The organism is Dielma fastidiosa (genome assembly GCF_003475485.1).
GTDB classification, from domain to species: Bacteria; Bacillota_I; Bacilli_A; order Erysipelotrichales; family Erysipelotrichaceae; genus Dielma; species Dielma fastidiosa.
Window position 1 is genome coordinate 66,889 of sequence record NZ_QRQL01000011.1, and the last position, 19,767, is coordinate 86,655.

Annotated in this window: 31 protein-coding genes; 28 read left to right on the top strand and 3 right to left on the bottom strand. The window is 37.7% G+C overall.

Annotation, left to right across the window (positions count from 1 at the left end; genetic code table 11):
- The first annotated feature begins 107 nt into the window (after positions 1-107).
- The 7 genes from DWZ33_RS16395 (at position 108) to DWZ33_RS16425 (ending at position 6,109) form a co-directional block, all read left to right on the top strand.
- Positions 108-815, top strand: a complete 708-nt coding sequence (locus DWZ33_RS16395; RefSeq protein WP_118455954.1) for an ABC transporter ATP-binding protein — start codon at positions 108-110, stop codon at positions 813-815.
- Entirely contained in the window at positions 799-2,334 is a 1,536-nt protein-coding gene (locus tag DWZ33_RS16400; protein WP_118455956.1) for a putative ABC exporter domain-containing protein, read from the top strand. Before DWZ33_RS16395 ends, DWZ33_RS16400 begins: the two co-directional genes overlap by 17 nt.
- A 69-nt stretch (positions 2,335-2,403) precedes the next feature.
- Positions 2,404-2,769 carry a hypothetical protein gene (locus DWZ33_RS16405; RefSeq protein ID WP_118455958.1) on the top strand — a complete coding sequence of 122 codons (366 nt, stop codon included), beginning with the start codon at positions 2,404-2,406 and terminating at the stop codon, positions 2,767-2,769.
- Entirely contained in the window at positions 2,766-3,482 is a 717-nt protein-coding gene (locus tag DWZ33_RS16410; protein ID WP_022939570.1) for an RcpC/CpaB family pilus assembly protein, read from the top strand. The genes DWZ33_RS16405 and DWZ33_RS16410 overlap by 4 nt, the downstream gene beginning before the upstream one ends.
- Positions 3,475-4,497 (top strand): CpaF/VirB11 family protein, encoded by a 1,023-nt coding sequence (locus DWZ33_RS16415; protein ID WP_118455960.1) that lies wholly within the window; start codon positions 3,475-3,477, stop codon positions 4,495-4,497. The genes DWZ33_RS16410 and DWZ33_RS16415 overlap by 8 nt, the downstream gene beginning before the upstream one ends.
- Positions 4,494-5,369, top strand: a complete 876-nt coding sequence (locus tag DWZ33_RS16420) for a hypothetical protein (protein ID WP_118455961.1) — start codon at positions 4,494-4,496, stop codon at positions 5,367-5,369. The genes DWZ33_RS16415 and DWZ33_RS16420 overlap by 4 nt, the downstream gene beginning before the upstream one ends.
- Positions 5,348-6,109 (top strand): hypothetical protein, encoded by a 762-nt coding sequence (locus DWZ33_RS16425; protein WP_118455963.1) that lies wholly within the window; start codon positions 5,348-5,350, stop codon positions 6,107-6,109. Before DWZ33_RS16420 ends, DWZ33_RS16425 begins: the two co-directional genes overlap by 22 nt.
- On the opposite strand, the gene DWZ33_RS16430 is transcribed toward DWZ33_RS16425, so the two are convergent.
- Positions 6,078-7,634: a recombinase family protein gene (locus DWZ33_RS16430; protein ID WP_118455965.1), complete on the bottom strand. Its 1,557-nt coding sequence runs from the start codon at positions 7,632-7,634 to the stop codon at positions 6,078-6,080. The two genes, DWZ33_RS16425 and DWZ33_RS16430, sit on opposite strands and share 32 nt — an antisense overlap.
- A 121-nt stretch (positions 7,635-7,755) precedes the next feature.
- Between DWZ33_RS16430 and DWZ33_RS18060 the strand changes: the two genes are divergently transcribed.
- Positions 7,756-7,917, top strand: coding sequence for a hypothetical protein (locus DWZ33_RS18060; RefSeq protein ID WP_182425801.1), 162 nt, complete (start codon positions 7,756-7,758; stop codon positions 7,915-7,917).
- A 14-nt stretch (positions 7,918-7,931) separates the two neighbouring features.
- Here the strand turns inward: DWZ33_RS18060 and DWZ33_RS16435 are convergent, their stop codons facing one another.
- The gene (locus tag DWZ33_RS16435) at positions 7,932-8,567 is read right to left on the bottom strand and encodes a LexA family transcriptional regulator (RefSeq protein ID WP_182425803.1); all 636 of its coding nucleotides are present in this window, start codon (positions 8,565-8,567) and stop codon (positions 7,932-7,934) included.
- Positions 8,568-8,758: 191 nt separating this feature from the next.
- Here DWZ33_RS16435 and DWZ33_RS16440 point away from each other — a divergent pair, with 191 nt between their 5' ends.
- Positions 8,759-8,947 carry a helix-turn-helix domain-containing protein gene (locus DWZ33_RS16440; protein WP_118455969.1) on the top strand — a complete coding sequence of 63 codons (189 nt, stop codon included), beginning with the start codon at positions 8,759-8,761 and terminating at the stop codon, positions 8,945-8,947.
- Between the two features lie 12 nt (positions 8,948-8,959).
- Entirely contained in the window at positions 8,960-9,127 is a 168-nt protein-coding gene (locus DWZ33_RS18065; RefSeq protein ID WP_182425805.1) for a hypothetical protein, read from the top strand.
- Between the two features lie 196 nt (positions 9,128-9,323).
- Here the strand turns inward: DWZ33_RS18065 and DWZ33_RS16445 are convergent, their stop codons facing one another.
- Complete coding sequence (locus DWZ33_RS16445) at positions 9,324-10,106, bottom strand: DUF4393 domain-containing protein (protein ID WP_118455971.1); 783 nt, start codon at positions 10,104-10,106, stop codon at positions 9,324-9,326.
- Between the two features lie 250 nt (positions 10,107-10,356).
- On the opposite strand from DWZ33_RS16445, the gene DWZ33_RS18070 reads away from it, so the two are divergent.
- From DWZ33_RS18070 to DWZ33_RS16525, 18 genes are all read left to right on the top strand, one after another.
- Positions 10,357-10,527: a hypothetical protein gene (locus DWZ33_RS18070; RefSeq protein ID WP_182425807.1), complete on the top strand. Its 171-nt coding sequence runs from the start codon at positions 10,357-10,359 to the stop codon at positions 10,525-10,527.
- Positions 10,520-11,056 carry a 3D domain-containing protein gene (locus DWZ33_RS18375; RefSeq protein ID WP_118455973.1) on the top strand — a complete coding sequence of 179 codons (537 nt, stop codon included), beginning with the start codon at positions 10,520-10,522 and terminating at the stop codon, positions 11,054-11,056. The genes DWZ33_RS18070 and DWZ33_RS18375 overlap by 8 nt, the downstream gene beginning before the upstream one ends.
- On the top strand, positions 11,046-11,405 hold the full coding sequence (locus tag DWZ33_RS16455; RefSeq protein ID WP_118455974.1) for a hypothetical protein: 360 nt from the start codon (positions 11,046-11,048) through the stop codon (positions 11,403-11,405). Before DWZ33_RS18375 ends, DWZ33_RS16455 begins: the two co-directional genes overlap by 11 nt.
- Positions 11,398-11,604, top strand: a complete 207-nt coding sequence (locus DWZ33_RS18075) for a hypothetical protein (RefSeq protein WP_182425809.1) — start codon at positions 11,398-11,400, stop codon at positions 11,602-11,604. Before DWZ33_RS16455 ends, DWZ33_RS18075 begins: the two co-directional genes overlap by 8 nt.
- Positions 11,597-12,508 (top strand): phage replisome organizer N-terminal domain-containing protein, encoded by a 912-nt coding sequence (locus DWZ33_RS16460; protein WP_182425811.1) that lies wholly within the window; start codon positions 11,597-11,599, stop codon positions 12,506-12,508. Before DWZ33_RS18075 ends, DWZ33_RS16460 begins: the two co-directional genes overlap by 8 nt.
- Before the next feature lie 2 nt (positions 12,509-12,510).
- The gene (locus DWZ33_RS16465) at positions 12,511-12,714 is read left to right on the top strand and encodes a hypothetical protein (RefSeq protein ID WP_118455978.1); all 204 of its coding nucleotides are present in this window, start codon (positions 12,511-12,513) and stop codon (positions 12,712-12,714) included.
- Positions 12,711-14,318, top strand: coding sequence for a DNA cytosine methyltransferase (locus DWZ33_RS16470; RefSeq protein ID WP_118455980.1), 1,608 nt, complete (start codon positions 12,711-12,713; stop codon positions 14,316-14,318). The genes DWZ33_RS16465 and DWZ33_RS16470 overlap by 4 nt, the downstream gene beginning before the upstream one ends.
- Before the next feature lie 32 nt (positions 14,319-14,350).
- Positions 14,351-14,554: a hypothetical protein gene (locus tag DWZ33_RS16475; RefSeq protein WP_118455982.1), complete on the top strand. Its 204-nt coding sequence runs from the start codon at positions 14,351-14,353 to the stop codon at positions 14,552-14,554.
- On the top strand, positions 14,551-14,994 hold the full coding sequence (gene ssb, locus DWZ33_RS16480) for a single-stranded DNA-binding protein (RefSeq protein ID WP_118455984.1): 444 nt from the start codon (positions 14,551-14,553) through the stop codon (positions 14,992-14,994). The genes DWZ33_RS16475 and ssb overlap by 4 nt, the downstream gene beginning before the upstream one ends.
- 11 nt (positions 14,995-15,005) lie before the next feature.
- Positions 15,006-15,386, top strand: coding sequence for a beta-sandwich lipoprotein (locus DWZ33_RS16485; RefSeq protein WP_118455986.1), 381 nt, complete (start codon positions 15,006-15,008; stop codon positions 15,384-15,386).
- A gap of 28 nt (positions 15,387-15,414) precedes the next feature.
- Positions 15,415-16,254 carry a tyrosine-type recombinase/integrase gene (locus DWZ33_RS16490; RefSeq protein WP_118455988.1) on the top strand — a complete coding sequence of 280 codons (840 nt, stop codon included), beginning with the start codon at positions 15,415-15,417 and terminating at the stop codon, positions 16,252-16,254.
- Between the two features lie 205 nt (positions 16,255-16,459).
- Positions 16,460-17,146, top strand: coding sequence for a hypothetical protein (locus tag DWZ33_RS16495; protein ID WP_118455990.1), 687 nt, complete (start codon positions 16,460-16,462; stop codon positions 17,144-17,146).
- A complete protein-coding gene (locus DWZ33_RS16500; protein ID WP_118455992.1) occupies positions 17,143-17,553 on the top strand; it encodes a DUF3310 domain-containing protein in 411 nt (136 codons plus the stop codon). The genes DWZ33_RS16495 and DWZ33_RS16500 overlap by 4 nt, the downstream gene beginning before the upstream one ends.
- Entirely contained in the window at positions 17,546-18,031 is a 486-nt protein-coding gene (locus DWZ33_RS16505) for a hypothetical protein (RefSeq protein ID WP_182425813.1), read from the top strand. The genes DWZ33_RS16500 and DWZ33_RS16505 overlap by 8 nt, the downstream gene beginning before the upstream one ends.
- Before the next feature lie 18 nt (positions 18,032-18,049).
- Positions 18,050-18,292: a hypothetical protein gene (locus tag DWZ33_RS16510; RefSeq protein ID WP_220452461.1), complete on the top strand. Its 243-nt coding sequence runs from the start codon at positions 18,050-18,052 to the stop codon at positions 18,290-18,292.
- 176 nt (positions 18,293-18,468) lie between these two features.
- A complete protein-coding gene (locus DWZ33_RS16515) occupies positions 18,469-18,885 on the top strand; it encodes a hypothetical protein (protein ID WP_118455994.1) in 417 nt (138 codons plus the stop codon).
- A gap of 123 nt (positions 18,886-19,008) precedes the next feature.
- Complete coding sequence (locus tag DWZ33_RS16520; protein ID WP_118455996.1) at positions 19,009-19,221, top strand: hypothetical protein; 213 nt, start codon at positions 19,009-19,011, stop codon at positions 19,219-19,221.
- 180 nt (positions 19,222-19,401) lie between these two features.
- Positions 19,402-19,728, top strand: a complete 327-nt coding sequence (locus tag DWZ33_RS16525; RefSeq protein WP_118455998.1) for an HNH endonuclease — start codon at positions 19,402-19,404, stop codon at positions 19,726-19,728.
- Positions 19,729-19,767: the final 39 nt, after the last annotated feature.

Below are 19,767 nucleotides of genomic sequence, written 5' to 3' on the forward strand. Positions count from 1 at the left end.
GTACACTAAGCGGTACCGCTTTTTTCTTGTTTTATCGATGTATTACAATAGTGTAAGCTTAGATTTCATGATCTATGATATAATCTAAGGGAATCGGAGGTACTATTATGATTGAATGCCATGATTTAACAAAGGAATACGGCTCTTTTAAAGCCGTTGATAATATTGATCTTGAAGCGGCAAGCGGAGAGATTACCGTATTGCTGGGGCCCAATGGGGCAGGTAAATCGACAACGATTAAAAGTATTGTCGGCCTGCTGCAGTTTGAGGGGAAAATTAAAATCTGCGGTTATGCCAATAAAACGGAAAATGCCAAGCGCAGCTTTGGTTATATACCGGAAGCGCCGGTGCTTTATGATATGCTGAGTGTGGATGAGCATGTGGAATTTATTGCGGCAGCTTATCAGATTAAGGACTATCGGCCGCTGGCGGAGAAATATTATGAGCTTTTTGATTTAAGCGAGAAGAAGAAAACGATTGTCAAGAATCTGTCAAAGGGAATGAAGCAAAAAGTATCAATGCTGCTGGCTTTGGTACTGTCACCGAAGGTACTGCTGGTTGATGAACCGATGGTCGGACTTGATCCGGCAAGCATTGAAGAGGTATTAAAGCTGCTGGTTGAATTGAAAAACAAGGGTGTTGCGGTGCTGATCAGTACGCATATCATTGATGTAATCGATGATATCTGGGACAAGGCTTATATCATGAATAAAGGAAAGATCGTGCGGACAGTGCGCCGTGATGATCTGCATGAGGAATCTTTGAAAGAGATATTCTTTGCCTGTACGGGTGAACAGCATGAGCATCATCTGTAAGCTTCAGTGGATCAAGCTGAAGGCAACGATCCGCCATCTGTTTTCTAAGCCCAGTTCAGCAATTCTGACGATTTTGCTTTCATCTTTTTATATTTTATTAATTTATATGTCAGTGAGTTTAAAAACTAATGCTCAGCCTGCAGATCCTAATGTTTCCGCGATGATTGTGGTGGGAATGTCTGCCTTTCTCATCATCAGTCAGCTAGCCAGCAAACGGCAGCTGCTGATGAAGGAAACCGATGCTTATATGATGTTTACCGGGCCCTTCACAAAACGTCAGATCATGAGCTTTATCGCCATGACAACCCTTCTTCAGTCATTGATGCTGGCACTTTATCCGATGTATTTCTTAGTTGCTTTTATCATGAATACAACCCTGCCGTTTTTGTTGTTTACATATCTGTATTGTTTCGTATTCTTTATGTTTTTTATGCTTTTGGTTGATATATTACATATTTTAGAAATTCGCAGCGCAAAGAATAAATGGATTCGAAAATTCATTCTGACAGCCTTCATAGCTTTTCTGGTTCTTTTATATTTGGTTAATCTTTTTGAGGTCGGCTTTGATTTCGGCAGAGCGATGACAACCTTTATCCGCAATCCGCTGATTCATTTTGTACCGCTGTTTGGCTGGATGAAATTAGCATTAACTTCCTTTTTAACCGGCAATATGACCTTTGTTTTACTGGCATTCCTGCTGACTCTGGCATGTATGCTGATCGCCTTTATTTATTTTATTAATATCAAGGATGATTTCTGTGAGAAGGCATATGATGAAGCGGTGAATTTCACACAGAACTATGCGCGTCTGAAAAGGGGCGAGCGAATTGTCGATAAGGTTAAGATCAATGATGATCAGCCTGCTCATTTCCGGCCAGGCGCTTTTGCGATTCTCTCAAAGAATCTGCTGATCATGAAGCGGTCAAAGAATTTATTCCCGCTTCAGTCGGTGATCATGGTGCTGATTTTCTTTGTCATGTCCTTGTTTATGGGAATGGGTTCTGCTTATTTTCTGTCGATGTCATTTATGTGTGTATTCTTTATCATGAATGATTTCTCATTGGAAGCGGAGATTAAGAATTATCAGATTTATCTGATTCCTGATTCAAGCTTTAAAAAGGGGATTGCCTGTGCCTTGCCTTATTTAGTTAAAGCATTAATGATTATCCTTTTGATTATGCTGTTTTGTCTGTTTGGCTTTAAAATGAAGCTGCTTGAGATCATGCCGGTAGCTCTAAATCTTTTGGGTGTCAGTCTCACGATGATTTCCGGCACGATGATTTCTTACCGCATCATGAAAAGCCGCAATAACGCGGCGGTGGAACAAATGCTGAGAATGCTTTTACTGCTGATGATGTTGATTCCAAGCGGTATTCTTGCCGGTATTGCCGCCTTTGCATTTGACTTTAATCTGGTGTTGATTACGGTACTGCCTTTTGTATTTAATCTAGTTTTTGCCTTATTGCTGCTTAAATCAGCTTCTTCAATCTTTAATGGGACTGATTTGCTTTCTGATTAAGTATAAGGATTCTGCGGGTTTTTTAGGAAACCCGCTTTTTTTTGCGTATATAGGAGTAGGAGGGATAAGATGAAATCATGGTACTGGACGTTCATGATAATCTTCATGACTTTCACGCTTGTGCTGGGAATGAGCTGGTATGTGGAGTATGATCATACCAAGAATACGATTGAAATGGCTGCTAAGCGGGCTTTGATGTCAACAATGGCAGCCTATGTCGATGAATGGGATTTTGAAATCTATGATGTCCTTCAGCATTTTGAGGCTGATTTCAAGGATCTGGCGCTGCGGGATCTTGAGTATCAGATTGCCTTGACCGGCTTCATTAAAGAACCGCTTTTTATGCAGGTGGAAATCATGGCGGTCAATAAGAGTAAGCTGAGAGGATTGATGATTCATGTGCAGGAAGCCATGATTGAGGAGCTGAAAGAATGAAAAATCGTAAAAATCTTGCCGCGGCAGGAGGAATCAGCCTGCTGCTTGTGAATGGTCTTTTATTTAAAGTGATTTTGGATAAGACGATTGATTTAAAGAAAGTTCCGGTCGCGGCTGTAACCATTGAACCGCGCACTCAGATTAATAAGGAGATGATTGCTTATAAGGAAATACCCAGTATTTTTACTGATGATTCATGTGCGATGAGTGAGGAGGAGATTCTTGATAAAATAACGGAAATTGAAGGGAAGATACCAAAGGGTTCCTTGTTTTATAAGCAGATGCTTTTTGATGAGACGGAACTGCCGGATTATCCGTCCTTGAAGCTGAAGGCGGGGCAAAGCTCGTTTTCATTAGGCACTGATTTATTAAAAAGCTCAGGCAATTCATTGACTGCCAATCAAAAGGTTGATTTGTATGTGACTATCGAAATGAAGAAAGAAAAGCCGGTAACTGATCTGCTGATCTCATCAATTCGTATTTTGAGCGTAAAGGATCGCAAAGGAAATCTGATGGGCAGCAAGAACAGCAGCAATGTGCCTTATGTGATTAATCTTGCGGTAGCAAATGAATATGTGGAGCTGCTGAAGATTGCCAGCAAGGTGGGTACAATTGATCTGTATGCGGTTGCTGATGATCGGGAGAGTGAGGAATGCGTGTTCAACGAGGAATCAAAGGTATTAGATTTATTAGTGGAGGCAAGTGATGAGTGAGTTTAACTTTGGGCCGCTGACACCTTATGTAGAGGATGAAAACATTACTGATATTAACTATAACGGTCATCAGCTGTGGATTGATCATCTGCATAAGGGACGTTATTGTGAGCCTTTTGATGAAGAAGAGTTCATTCAGCAGTTCTGTTACAAGATTGCCAACTATGTGAATTGTTCTTTTAATTTCTCATCACCGCTGGTAGAAGCTGAAACGTGTGATCTGCGTATCAGTATTGTTCATGACTCAATCGCCCGCAGCGGCCACAGCATATCGATTCGTAAGACACCGGCAATTATGCGGCTGAGTGAAAAGCAGATGCTTAAGGAGAAGTATACGACAGCGAGTGTTTTGGCGTTTTTAGAGCGGGCAATTAAGGCACATTGCAATATTATGATTGCCGGACTGCCCGGTGTCGGCAAAACTGAATTGGTTAAGTATCTGACTTCATTCATTCCTGCTTGGGAACGGGTGATTACGATTGAGGATACCCTTGAGCTGCGTTATCATGACATCCATCCCAATAAGGATTGTGTGGCTTTTAAAATCAATGCCGGCTTTACTTATGTCGATGCGATTAAGGCAAGTCTGCGGCAGCGTCCTAATTGGATTTTAGTTTCGGAGGTGAGAAGCCATGAGGTTGTTCATTTATTAGAGAGTATATCGACAGGCACTAATTTAATTTCAACGATTCATGCAGATGACGCGGCCAAGATTCCTAAGCGTATTTTACATATGTTTCCCAATGTAGAAATTTATAACGAGGTACTGCTGAACAGTATTCATGAAGCGCTGGATCTTGGCATCTATATTGAATCGCGGATTTCTGAGCAGGGTGTTGTCAGAACTCTGAAGCAGATTGTGGCCTTTGACAGCATCAATAATCAAGCAATGACAACGGAGCTGTATCATGTGGACGGTGAGCTTGCGGATGAAACGCTTTATCCCCCTAAATTGATTCGTAAGTTTAAGAGTCTCAAGCCGCAGCCGGTGCGGAAAAGGAGGATAGCCAAATGAGCGTGCTGATCATAATGGCAGTATTGCTGCTGCTTTTAGTGAATACCCGCAAAGGCAAGGCACTGTTTACGTTTTGTATGTTTCGCAGAAACGGGTATGCGGCGCTGAAGCAGACGATTTTATCTTATGGCTACAATTATTCATTTAAACAGCATATGGTCTTGCTGAGTCTGATGGCGGCGGGCATTCTTTTTATCGGCGTACAATTTGAGGTGCGAGTTGAATCGATGATCCTGCTGGTGTTTATTTCTTCCATGGTACTGCCGACGATTTATATATGGCTGGCTTATAATTCTTACCAGGAGCATTTATTTAATGATTTCACAATGTTTCTTCAGAATTTTATCGCCCTGTTTAAGCTCAATCCAAAAACCTATCGAATCTTATGCGAATGTGAAAAAATCTGTGAGGGTGAAATGAAGCAGGTTGTCAGTTCAATGATTGAGCGGCTTTCTGAGGGCGGTGATGTGAAGGCTTGCTTTCAGCTGCTGATTGATTATCAGCCCCACTTCATCGTGTATAATCTGGCTTCTTTGGTAATGACAATTGAAATGCATGGCGGCGATCAGTTTCTTGATGGCTTGGACTTGATTCAGGATGATATTGATGATTGGATTGAAGATACTTATATGTTTAAACGGCTGCAGCTTCAGGCTAAAAATCGAATGATTGGCTTATGCGGCTTATCAGCGTTAATTGCGATGTTCGCGAAAAATATGCTGAAGGAGATTCAATTTAATACGACTTCAATTGTCTATCAGTCAGCGATCTTATTTTTTTTCACAACAGTGCTGATTACCTTGTTAATGGCACATAAGACAATCAGTGAAGGGTGGGTGGAAAAAGAAGAATGCATATCTACGAGAGCTTGATTTGTTTTGCTGCCTGTCTGCTGCTAGTCGTGCTGAATAAAAGTATTGATGGTTTTTTGCTTGATTTGCTGATCGAAGGCGATTTGCATGAGCTGGTTCATGATGATCCTTTCAAGCTGGCGGCTAAGCGGCTGAAAAAGGCTAAACCGGTTTTGCTGCTAATTACTTTATGGCCGCAGTTTGGTTACAGTATTTTTTGGCTTGGCGGTGTCGGCGGCTTGTTTATGCTTGTTTATAAACAAGCGTATCTGGCGTTAAAGCGGGTGCAGAAGCAGCGGGTGAATCAGCTGAAGTTTCAGTTTCCAATCTGGCTGCGGCAGCTTCAGATTCTGATTCAGACCAATACTGTGGTGACCTCATTGATTCTCAGTACGCAGACAGCCCCTCAGCTGATTCAGGAGGATTTATCAATTCTGATTGCGGAAATTGAGGAAGACGCGATTCATCTGACGCCGTATATGAATTTTTTAAAGGCCTACCGATTATCAGAGATTGAGCGGGCGATGAAGCTTTTATACCGCTATAATACGGTGGGCAAGGAAGATGCTTACGTTCAGTTTAACCGCATGATTCAAACAACCACAAAGTGGCTGAGAAGTGAGCGCAGCAGCCGTGCCGAGAGTAAGCTGATGTTTTTTCAATGGTGGGGAATGCTGCCGCTGCTTGGCGTGACAGTGCTGTTTATGGCAATCATGTTTGAAATTATTATCAATTTATTTGGAGAGGGGGTGAAGCTGTGAAGGCCTTTTTCGAGGAATATGGACTAGCATTATCAATGTTGCAAATAATTTTTTCAGTCTTAGAGAAAAGGTTATAAATAAGCGTTATTTCAAATGTTTCATCATCTATTGTTACACTATCTAAAAATGTGTCTATCAGCATTTTTTTATATTTAAAGCTGTCATCCATATTTTTTATAAAATTATTGACGATTTTTTTTACTTCTTTTTTCGATATAACAGGTCTGTCAATAGTAATCAAATTTAATTCATGTTCTAACGATTTAACCCTGCAATCTAATTCATTTTTCTTATCGCAATACTTTTCTTGCGAAATGTTATCATCAATATAAAGCTCAACTAATCTGTCTAATTTTTTAGTACAGGATTTAATTTCTTTGTTTATGGCTTCGATTTTATCATCATTATTAATGTCAGTATTTAATAATTTGATACAATCGTTAATATACTGATCTAAAGATTCAGACTCAAAAAACTTTTCCTTAATAAAATCAATGACAATAGTTTCAAGCATGTCTGCGTTTATTATCTTGGCATCACATTTCTTTCTGTTATGTCTTGAGCATGTGTAGAATCTATATACATGGTCATTATAAGGCGCTGATGATGAGCCTATATAATTGGCCCCGCATTTCTTACATTTTGCATATCCAACTAGTAAATATTCATGCTTTTTACCGCCTTTAGGTTTATTCATTGTTCTTCTCCTTTTTGCTGCTTCCCAAATTTCAGCATCTATTATAACTGGGTAAGTTTCTTCTTGTTTCCAATCTTTATTTTTAATAACTTTTTGTCTTCTACCATTTTTAATAACTTTTGTTTTACCATGAAAGTATGTGCCTTTATATTTTTCATTTTTTAACAGCTTGCCTATTGTGTCAGCAGTCCATATGTTTCCACGTTTAGTTTTTAGTCCACGTTCGTTAAGTTTGTTTGCTATCGTTACATAACCATTATTTTCAAGATAAAGAGAATATATTTCACGTACAATTGCTGCTTCATTCTCATCAATTTCAACAAAATGTGTCTCATTATTTACATTTACCTTATACCCATAAGGTAAAAAACCGCCATTATATATACCTTTTTCGACATTACGATACATTCCTTTTTTTACTTCTCGTGAAAGATTTTTGCTATAGTATTCACTCATTCCTTCTAGCACTGACAACAGAATTATATCTTCTGGTGAATCATCATTAACTCGTTCTAGCACTGATAATAGTTTAACACCGTGGTCAGCCAGTCTTTTACGCACAATGACACTGTCATATCGATTACGTGCGAAGCGATCTAGCTTATGCACAATTACATAATCTACACCGCCTTTATCGGCATCATCAAGCATATTTTGAAACTGCTCGCGATTATCATTAGTACCTGACAATCCTCTATCAGCATAAAAAGCTATCAAGCTTATATTGTTTTGTTTACAAAAATTGCGAATAGCAATTTCTTGCGCTTCGATTGATTCTTCACGCTGCCGATCAGTGCTGAACCTACCATATCCATACGCTGTTTTCATACATAAACCTCCGCACTGGAATTAAATACCAGTTTAAAATTACCAATATTTGCCTTACAATATAATCGTGATCACACACCCAACAAATTTCATAATAACCGCCATATATAGGGAGGATATTATGGAAGCAGAAGTGAATTATATTGTATCTTGCAAGAATCAGATTATTGTATATCTCGATATTCAAAAGGTAATCGTTTATACAGATAGAACGATTAATGGCGAATTAAAAAGATATATTCAAAGTAGACTGCCCGGCATAACTTTAATCGAGAAGCACTAAGCTTCTCTTTTTTGTTAGAATAAAGAACGTCTTATTTCAACTACTCTACCAATAATACGCACCGGTTTAGTTTCAATTTCTTCAGCTGAATAATACAGTGGTATGAACTCAGGATTTTGACCTACTAACATTATGCCGCCGTCTCTTATAACCACTTTTTTGCAAGTAGCTTCGTCGCCGTTTACCATAACTATACCTATTTGACCTGATTCAATGGTATCCTGTTTTCTGACTATTACGACATCATCTTCCATAATCATGGGATACATGGAGCTTCCTTTTATTTTTAGCCCGAAGTATTCACCTTTTTTTGCTGTATCTTCGTCAATTTCCTCATAATCTATAACGTCTTCGATAGCTTCTAAAGGTATTCCAGCAGGCACAGAGCCTAAAACTGGTACTTTAGTTGCTTTTTTTCTTATTACATCAAGTACAGCAGCTTTTGCTGCTTTTCTTGTAGTTGTTGTTCCCAATAAATAATCTAAATCAACATCAAAATAATCTGCAATCTTTTGTAATTTTTCGTTTTTTGGGGTGTATATTCCTTGTTTCCATGATGTTAAAGTGGCAGTTGATACACCTGTATCTTTAGATACTTTGTATGCCGTTAATCCTTTTTCATTTAATAATTTCTCAAATATTTCATACATGCTGATCAGCTCCTTGCACATTTAAAATATTTCAGATATCTTTGCTTTTGCTGTTGACTAACTTAGAAAACTATGCTATTCTGTATATAGCTTAGAAAGCTAAGTCAATAATAAAGATTTCTGAAACACTTATTTACCTATATATAGTATATAAGAAATCTTAACTATTGTCAAATGAAAGGAGGGATTTTGTGAGCTATGCAAACTTCGAAAAATTATTAGCAGAGAATAACGTGACAGCTTATCGAGTGGCAAAAGACACAGGAATATCTACAGCAACTTTGTCTCAATGGAAGCACAACCAGTCAAAGCCTAAACTAGATAAATTGAAGATTCTTGCTGATTATTTCAAAGTTCAGATTGATTATTTTTTAGAATAAGGAGGTAAGCGCATGAAAGAACAAAGAAAGGCAATTTGTAAAATTGGTACTAAGTCAAGAGACATCGAACCATTTATTCGCTTTCTGGCTGATTTAGTCTTAGAACAAATGAAAAGAGATACTGCCGCCGACCAAAGCACAGTATCTCACAACGATAATTCGCAAAAATTATCAACTTAAGTATATCAATTGATGTTTTAAAAAGCAAGGAGGCAAAATGATAACAATAGAAAGTTTGATTTGTAGTGCAATAATATCTTATTTAATTTGTACAACAATCTGTAAGTATTATCTTACTAAGCTTAACAACGATTGGATAAAAGGATTAGATGAATTGAAACTGTTTACTATCGAACAATTCGAAAGTATCAAAAAATCATAAGCATATTTTCACAAAATCGTTTCCTAAAGGAGTTAGTTCAACAACACCGCTTTTTGCAGTAAAGCCTGTAAATTGATTTCCTATCAATTGATTTAATTCTTTGAAATTCTCTTTCATATCTTCAAAGAATGGGTCATTTTTAACAAAATCCAAATATGGATCATTTATCAAATATCTTATATAGTCAGTTGAGATAATTCCTAAGCGAACTAAATTTGTAATTGAACTGCAATAGCATTCTCTTTCTGAATAATCGTGATTAATAAAAAAAACATTCTTTAAGAAGGATGATGTACCACCTTTAGCGGTAGCTACATAGTCATAAATTGATTGCTTACTTTTATACCGAAATGTTTTTAAAACTTTGGCATCCTTCGCATCTAGTTGTTTTATTATTTCGGTAAAAGACGGATGAATGTAATTGCTTTTAGAGCTATCACAAGCTGATGCTAACAGTTTAGCAAACATTTCGCGGAAATGAGATTCTTCAAAATAAAATTTAGATGATTCTAATGCAGGCCCTACAATTGACATTTTAGGTTCTTGGATATTTTCTTCTTTAATTGAACTCATATTCTTCTGAATTTGCTCTTTATAAAGCAGTAGATTGTATTCTTGCTCTATTGATTTCTTTTTATACCAAGTATTTATGCCTATAAATGTGCCATCCCACAGATTACTTAGTGTTGATCCGATTGATGAGGCTAGTGGTTTAAAAGCTTCATTAACAATCTGTGGAAATTCGAATTTGATTACTTTGTTTTGACTATCAGTCACGAAAATCACCTCAAAGTGATTTTAACATAAATGTCTTAAAAGGCAAGGAGAGGAATGAAATGAGAGATAAATCAAAAAAAATCTATGGCAAATACATAGAATCTAAGTTAGCGCTTATCATTTCAATAATTACATTATCAATTGTATTGACTAAAGATTTTCTGTTTTAAAAGAATTGAGCTAAGTAATTGTCATGAAAGCTTATGAAATTTTTATTATGAATCCTTAAGGCAAGGAGGAAAGGAATACTATGGAACAGTTAAATACTGAAAAAATATTAAAAGACATGGAGGCCATTAAACGCACACTATCTTTAATGGCTAAACGCGTGGATTCGATTACACTGGATCGCGCTGTTGATAAACTAAATGATGCGATTGAGCTTGTAAGCATCTACACAGAGGATAAGGATAATGATTGAGTTTAAACGTAAACCAATCGTCAAGAATTGGATTATTTTTGGGCTTGCTATCTATTCATTAGGCACTACCGTGATAGTCGCATCTTGTAACCAAACTATTGAAACGCAGACATCACAAATCAGTTACTTACATAATCAGAATATGCAGCTGGCGCAGGAGCTCGATCAGCTGAAGCATGCTGGGGAAATAATCGTGCCAGCAGATCAGCCTGCGTTTGCAGAGCCACAGAAACGGCTTGTGTCGCTCGGCATGTTTGAAGTGACCGCTTATTGCCATTGCTCAATCTGCTGCGGCAGAGAGGGGCAACCAACAGCCTCAGGCACATGGCCGGAAGCAGGGCGCACGATAGGGGTTGATCCTGAGTTGCTGCCTTATGGCACCGAAGTTATCATTAACGGACATACATACATTGCCGAGGATACCGGCGGCGCTATGCAAGGTAATCACATTGACATTTTTATGGACAGCCACGAGGAAGCAATGCAATTTGGTAGACAAGAGCAAGAGGTGTTTGTCTATGCCGACTAAAAAAAAGATTTTTTATAACCCAAGTGAACAGGCAATAATCAGCGCTTTGGGATATGGTAAACAAAATGCGGTAAGCCGTAATAAATTAGCTATCTTAACTAATAAATCAGATAGAGCGATGCGAACCACTATTGAAAAATTACGGACTGAAAAAGGTCTTGTCATCGCTTCACTTCCAAACAAAAAAGGGTATTATTTTGCAGCCACTTATGAAGAGCTAGAAGCATATAGAAATCTTTGCTTAAGTCGTGAAAGAGCCGAGAAAAAGAAGCGTGTAGCAGCTGAAAAAGAGATGCGAAAATGGAAATCACAACAGCTTTTTGACTTCTCAGGAGATTGCCATGAATAAATTTAAAGATCAATGTGAGTGCTGCGGTAAATACAAAAAGTGTTCAGGAATTGACCGAAAACTCTTGTGCGATGACTGCAAGGCAATCTATATCCATAGCAACACTAAAGATAATGAAAAAATCATTATTGATAAATTCACTGGAAACAAATATGAACAGTCGTCTTTATTTGGTATTGGAGGACTGCTTAATGAATGATGTGAAATGGATTAAGCTTACCATCAATGTTTTCGACGATGAAAAAATCAAATTTATAGAAACTATGCCTAATGGTGATACGCTCATTGTGATTTGGTTTAAGCTGCTTTGCTTGGCTGGTAAATGCAATTCTAGCGGGTACATCATGATGACAGATAAGATTGCATATACAGATGAGATGCTATCTAGCATCTTTAACCGGGATATCAAAGTTATTCAGCTTGCGTTAAGTACCTTCAAAATGTTGGAAATGATCGAAATTGTCGAAAATAAATATTTTGTATCAAACTGGAACAAGCATCAGTCACTTGACAAGCTCGAAGCCAAAAAAGCATATGATCGTGAGTATCAAAAAAAGATGCGTGAAGCAAAAAAATTAGAATTAGATAATCGTACGACTGTCGTACGACGGTCAAACGACAATCGTTCACTAGAATTAGATATAGATATAGATATAGAAAATAATAAAGAAGAAGAACCGCGTGCGCGCGTGAGTGATTTATTTGATTTGTATGAAGCAGAAATGCAACGGCCAATTACGCAGAAGGAATTTCAGCTATTGTCAGATTGGCAGCAGGAGTTTCCAAGTGATGTCTTGGAGCTGGCAATGACAGAAGCCGTTAAAAGTAATGCGCGTAATTTTAGATACATTGAAGCTATACTGAATAATTGGAGACAAGCAGGAGTCAAAACACATGCCGATGCCTTGACTAAAATTGCCGAATTTGAAACTGCTAAAAAGCCAAAGCCAAAAAAGAAACAGGCGCATGATGTGCCTCTTCCTGATTGGTATGTTAAGCAAAAACAAGGAATAGAAAGCGACGATGAAGAAAAAGAATTAACGCCCGAAGAAGTTGAAAAGCTTAAGGATGAATTAAGGGATATGTGGAGCAAAGGAGCGTGAGAATGATGCTGATGCGTAAAGAGACAAGGGCTGCCATTATAACAATAGAGTTTGGCGATTTTTATTCAATGGTTCGCAAAGAGCAAAAATCGAAGCGTACCGGCAAAGTGAATTTAACGACCGCATCACTTAGTGCTTATGCTCAAAGTTCAACAGGATATCGGCACCAATTGGAGCTGCAAGGTTTTGAGGTGATTGGACATTGAACCAGCTTGATATATTCGGTCAATTATACCAGCCATTCAAGTTCGCTAAAAAAGTTCGATTGATTGAATTGTTCGCTGGTGTTGGCAGCCAGGCAATGGCACTTAGGGATTTAGGTGTTGACTTCGACTATCACCTGATGTCTGAATGGAACTATCATGCGATTTTATCATATAAAAATATTCATTTTGCAAATGACAATAAAGACTATTCATCATGTTTATCTACCGATGCGATATGTAAAAAACTATACAACATGGGTATATCAGCTGACGGCAAAAAAGCAATGAGCCGATCACAAATTATGCGCTTAAATTCAAAAATGAGAGACATATATAATGCGATAATATCTATTTCTTGTCATCCAAATATATGCACGCTAACAAGCAATCACTTGAATATCAAAGACAAAGAACATTATCAGTATGTACTGTCTTATTCGTACCCTTGTCAAAGCGTGAGTAAAGCTGGAAAACAAGAAGGAATGAGAAAAGGCAGCGGCACTCAATCTAGTTTACTGTGGGAAGTGGAACGAATAATTGGCGAATGCTATCGTGATAAGTGTTTGCCAGACGTACTGCTGATGGAGAATGTGCCTGAGGTTATCGGAACTAAAAACATAAAAGACTTTATGCAATGGCAAGCGGCACTGGAAGCATGTGGGTACCAAAACTACATAAAGATCATTAATGCAAAGGATCAAGGTATACCGCAAAATCGTGAGCGTTGCTTTATGGTTTCAATTCTTGGAGATTATAGTTATGAATTTCCTCAGAGTGTGCCGCTTAAATTAAGATTAAGAGATATGTTGGAGTTAGAAGTCGATGAGAAATATTACTTATCTGAAAAGATGGTTAATTTTTTTGCTAAACATAACGAAGAACACAAGAAACGAGGAAATGGATTTATTTGGCAACCTCGAAAACTTGACGGAGTTGCTTCAACAATAAGGGCAAATTCTTCATTAGCCGCTACGGATAATACAGTAATTCAAATTGGAAATTGCATGCCTTCAGCAACTAGGGACAACCCCAATCAAGGAAGAGTTTACGATCAAGAAGGAATTAGTCCTGCACTTGGATGTATGCAAGGTGGTAATCGTCAGCCGATGGTGTTAACAAGGGGTGCGCTAATTATCCCTGAAGCAACTAAAAGAGGTTATGCTGAAGCCCATGAAGGTGACAGTATCAATCTTGAGCAGCCTAACAGTAAAACAAGAAGAGGAAGAGTAGGTAAAGGCGTAGCACAGACATTGACTACATCATGCAATCAAGCAGTAATTGAGCCTATCATTTGTGCTAGTCGTGGGAGAAATCCTAACAATCCAAAGTCAAGAGTGCCCGACGAGCCTACCGAGCAAATGCTTGAGGTTAATCAAAGCGGATGCAGCAATACGCTGACCACAGTACAGAAGGATAACTATGTATTAGAGACTACTCAACGGATACGCAAGCTGACGCCGCTTGAGTGTTGGAGATTAATGGGGTTTAGTGATGATGACTTCTTTCGGGCCGCTAAGGTTAATAGCAATAGTCAGCTTTATAAACAAGCGGGAAACAGTATCGTTAAACAAGTTTTAATGGCTATATTTAAACAAATGATGTAACGTAGCTGAAGTTGTACTAAGAAGATAAAAAAATGATACGAAAAATAATTATAAAAATGAATGATAAAAGTGATATTGATGTGTATTCTAAAGATAAATTTTCGGCCTATGAATCAATGTGTCTAGCTGCTACGTTTGTAATCAATGCTGCAAAAATAGAAAACGTTGAAGTTGATGAAATGCAAAAAATAATGAGTGACTATTTAAAAATTATCAATGCAGGGTTAAAGCAATGATCAATCGTGTTGTATTAGTGGGCCGTATTACTAAAGATCCAGAATTAAGAAAGACTCAATCAGGACTTTCAACCATAGCATTTCTACTAGCTTGCAATCGCAGGGTATCTAAAGATAGTCATCCGCAAGCTGATTTCATCAACTGTGTCGCATGGCGGCAGACGGCTGACTATATGGCTAACTATGTGAAAAAAGGTGCATTGTTGGGTGTTGAAGGAAGAATACAGACCCGAAATTATCAAGATAGAGATGGTAAAAAGGTATATGTCACCGAGATTATCTGTGATAGTGTGCAGACGCTTGCTAGAGCCACAGAAAAAAGCGCTGGCGCCAGTTATGGTACAGCACAAACAAATACCTATCAAGCGCCAACAAGTGAGCAATACGCCGATTATGACGGTGTACCATTAGATATATCGCCTGACGATTTACCATTTTAGAGGAGGAACAAATGAAAAGAAATCTAATTGTTTTATTAATTTTAAGTTTATTGAGCGGATGTGCGAGTGATGCATCTGTTGTAACTGAGAATATAAAAAAAGATGCAGAGCAATTCAAAGTTATTAGGAGAATTATTTTTATAAATAACATTACAGGTGAATATCTCTTTCAAGCCGAAGGGAATTGCTCAGTAGAAACAAATAACGCAGCATCACGCTTAGAATTGACTTGTAAAGTGGGCGAAGATAAATACAAAGTTCATTACTATGGTTTGTCAGATAACACAAGCTATATCGTTGAGCAAATGGATTGGCAAGAAGTGAACAAGTATAGATATGAAATCATTTTTAAACCGGAAAGCATAATTCCAATTGAATTTGATGTTGAATAAATATGTATTTAAATAAAGGCAGGTGAATATGAAAAAGCAAGATTTTGAAAATGGTATTGCTGAATTTTTGTTGGACCAGAAGTACAGTGAGAAATCAGCAAACACACTTAAAAAGTATGAGCATGGTGTGCGCCGGTTTGTTGATGCAATACCTGCAGATTGCGAGATTACTAAAGAACACACATTGGCATACAAGGAAACGTTGCTAAACAGCGGATACAAGCCGTCAACAATCAGCTCATATATCATCGTTATGAATAAGTATCTAAAGTGGCTTGGCGTGCCCGATTTGCGCGTCAAGCAGCTTAAGGTACAACGTAAAAGCAGTTTATCTGATGTATTAACGCCGGACGAATATAAGCGCCTTTTGCGTAAAGCAAGAGCCTATGGTCAGCAGGATACTTATTTAATTATGAAAGTGCTGGCAAATACAGGTATCCGCATTGGAGAACTAAAGTATTTCACTGTTGAAAATCTTAAATGTAATTACCTTCAGATTGACAACAAGGGTAAAATTCGTACTGTACCGATCCGCCAAGACTTAGCGCGGGAGCTGCGTAAATACTGTCGTGATAAAAAAATCAGAGCCGGCACTATCTTTCCCGGAAAGCATAAAGGCAAACAGCTGACAGTGTCAACGATTTGGCGCAGACTGCAAAAGCTGGCTAGTGAGTTGAAGATAAAGAAAAGCAAGATCCATCCACACAGCTTCAGACACTTATTTGCCAAGCAGTTTTTAAAAGAAAACACTAATGGGCTCGCTGAGTTGGCAGACATCTTAGGGCATGAGTCGCTGGAGACTACGAGAATCTATTTGGTATCGACAGATGCCGAGAAAAAGAAGAAGTTGGAGGGCTTGAAATACTGAAAAAAACAACCTTGTTTTTGTAAAAAGTATTAAGCATTGAAAAAGTACAGATAAGCCCTAAATCATGGGGTGAAAGTTAAAAATTGATGATGCAATATAATTATGAGGTTATTTTGCATGCTGTCTGGGTTTGAAAATGTGTCAAAATTAGCAGTTATGTCACATTGATCAATAGCACTGTAAAGTGCAGAAAGGTAAATAGATTATGGCAGGTTATGGCATTGATACAATAAAGAGATGGTTCAAGAACCATGTAGCAGAATTAAAAATTCTAAATGATGAAACGCAAGTGCTGATATGGAAGCAACCGGATACTAGAGTGTATGAGATCGATTTCGTGTTTTTCAAAAATATGGTCTATATCACAGGTGATATGAGAGACGCAGTATTCAATACAACATGGCATACATCATGGAATTGCAACAAAGGATGGCGCATTGATCTTAGTTATTTTGCAAGTAAATTATCATGTGCTACATACGGAAAATACGCATGGGATTCAAGGAAGGCAGTTGAGTATCTAGTAGAAGAATATAGGGATTGTTTTGACGGTGACGATTATGAATACCTCGATGCAATTGCATACATTGCAGATCAATATATAGAAGATGAGTATGATTTAGAGGTAATTGAAATTCCATACAAAGAGAGCTTCAATGATGAACGATCATTATTACAGATGTGCTTAACAATCAATTATGCACTCACATCTTCATCAACAGAAGAATTTGAAAATAGTCTTAAATCATGTTCCGATTTCGAAGACTTCAATGATTTCTGGGAGTGGGGCTATTGCTGCGGTAAGGTTATAAATCCTGATATTGAGGTTTATTTGGTAGCTTTACAAATGGCATATGATCAACTATCTAGTAAAGTGAGGCAAAATTTATGAAATATAAAATAGGTGATAAAGTGAAGCTTGCAAACAATTCTGAAGTTAATCAAGAATGGCGAAGTACAAATGTAACGATTACAGATGTATACAAATCAATTTGCGATTCAAGCGAATGTGGACACTACTTAATCAAAGAAGATGGAGGCGTTCGTTTGTGGGGTGATAATGACATTGAAGGTCTTGTTTTAAGTGATGAAGAAGTATCACATCCAACACATTATCAAGGCGCTATTGAGCCGATTGAGTTAATCGAGGCTCAAGGATTGTCTTTCAGCCGCGGCAACGTGGTTAAGTATGTTTGCCGTGCGGGCAGAAAAGGCAGCGAACTTGAAGATTTGCGTAAAGCCGAGTTTTACTTAAAGCGTGAAATTGATTGCTTGGAAAGAGGAAAAGTAAATGATTGATTTTCTGAAAAGATTAATGGTTGATTTTAAAGAATCATATATTAATTGTAATTTTGAGTTGATTTTAATACCTAAAACGAATACTTACTTTAGCTTAATGAATTGTAAAAATGAACTTGATATAAAGTGTAAATTGCTAGAATGGTGTTCAAGGACAATTAGCAAAGGGCAACCGTATCAATTGGAAAGGAAAAACATTGAATATCGAAAAGAAAACTTAAAACGCTTTAATCAAGTGTTAGGTACATCTTTTAATGAGGATGAAATTGATCTCATTTATTGTGAACTAGGTAATGCCATCAATCATCAATTAACAATAAAATTTGTTGAAAGCGGATATGATTTATCATTGCTTATTAATGATTATTCTGTATTTCAGTTAAGCTTAAATCCGATTAAGTGGCAACGTGATATTGCAATCGCACAGCTTAAAGACTTAGGCTATGCTTTCGGACAAAAAAAAACAATCCACCGCTAGAGTTTGAGGAGGATGATGATGACTAAACAAGGTGACTATGTTAACGGCCACATAGTTAAAAAGGTTGAAATGGAGACTGATATGAAACGTAAGTGCAGTATGTGCGGAGAATACAAAGATACTTCGCAGTTTAGATACATGAACACGTTGAAGCGATTCAATTGTTATTGTAAAGACTGTGAGAAATGGTATATGAAGCAGTATAGTCGAATTCGATATGAACGAGAAAAAGCGAGGCGATTAGCAAATGCTAAGAATTAAACAAGGTGATTATGTTAATGGTAGATTGGTTGAGGACGTAGCGATGATTAGTCAAGAGAAACATTATCTAGTTACATACTTTTGCACTAAGCATAACAAACCGCAGATCATATGGCTGCCAGAACATAAGGTTATGACTCATGTATCAGCCTAGGTGTTTAAGGGAGTTAACAAAAATGTTGACAGAAAAAGACAAAATCGAACAATTTAAACGTGATTTGCGTAGCTACACGTATCATCAAAAAAAGGCAATGGAGATTGATGAGAAACTAGAGGAGCTGGAAGTGAAGCTACTCGGCGTTTCTTCACCTTCAGCAAAAGAAATTGTTTTAGAAAACAGCGGCAATCCATATGGTGATAATAAAGTACAACTCATGATGGAAGAAGAAGAATTAGAAAAAGAAATAAATCATCATTTGAATGAAATTATTAAGGTAGATACAATATTATCGAAAGCAAAGGAATCTGACAGAAATATGCTTATCGACGTTTATGTGAAACATTTAAGACATGTAAATGTAGCTGATAAATATGGTTATACAAGGATAGCAATGTATAAAAGAATTGATAAGATATTGAGAAAATTATTGTAATTGGATACATTGTAACCAAAAAAACGTGTTAATATGGTAATGTAGATTTAAAGGAAAGAGCCGTAATTGTATTACGTCTCTTTTTTTGTTATACCGGCAACCCCGGCGAAAGGTAAAACAACTATGATAGATAAAAATTTTGTTGAAGAAGTAAGGGCACGCACAGGCGAACCAGTCTCAATGATATGGAGTACGGTCAGTATGATCTATAACATGTCAGCAAAGACTTGCTACGGAATTGACTTTATTTATAGCGAGATATTGGCAATGCTTGATGATCGTGTTTGCTGGTCATCAAGACAAGCCGCTAAGCTGCTGCTATCGGATAATGGATAAAGATGTACCTTGCTATAAATGCGATCATAGGCACATTGGCTGTCATGGACAATGCCGGCAATACAAGATGTATCACGCTGAAAGATTGAAGATATTAAAGCAGCAGCAAAATCAGGCAGCAGCGGATCACGAGGTATCGAGCAATTGGTGCTATGACAGCAGGAGCAGAAGGATATCTTAATGGCTCAACAATTTGCTAAACGATTTTATAAAAGTAAACGCTGGCAACGTGTTCGTGACTATGTGTATAGCCGTGATAACGGACTATGCCAAGACTGTTTAAAAGCCGGAAGGATAACGCCGGGACTAGAGGTGCATCACTTAATTACATTGACTGCATCTAACATTGATGATGCGGACATCGCATTGAATCCGGATAAGCTAATCACTCTGTGCTATGAGTGCCACAAAAAAAGACACTGGCATGATAGGAGCGCGTTAACTGCCGGCTACAAGTTCGATGCTGACGGTAACATTATAGAGGATACTCCCCCCATTAACAGCTAGTGGGGGTACTTTATGGAGACCGTAGAGAGGACGACTGTG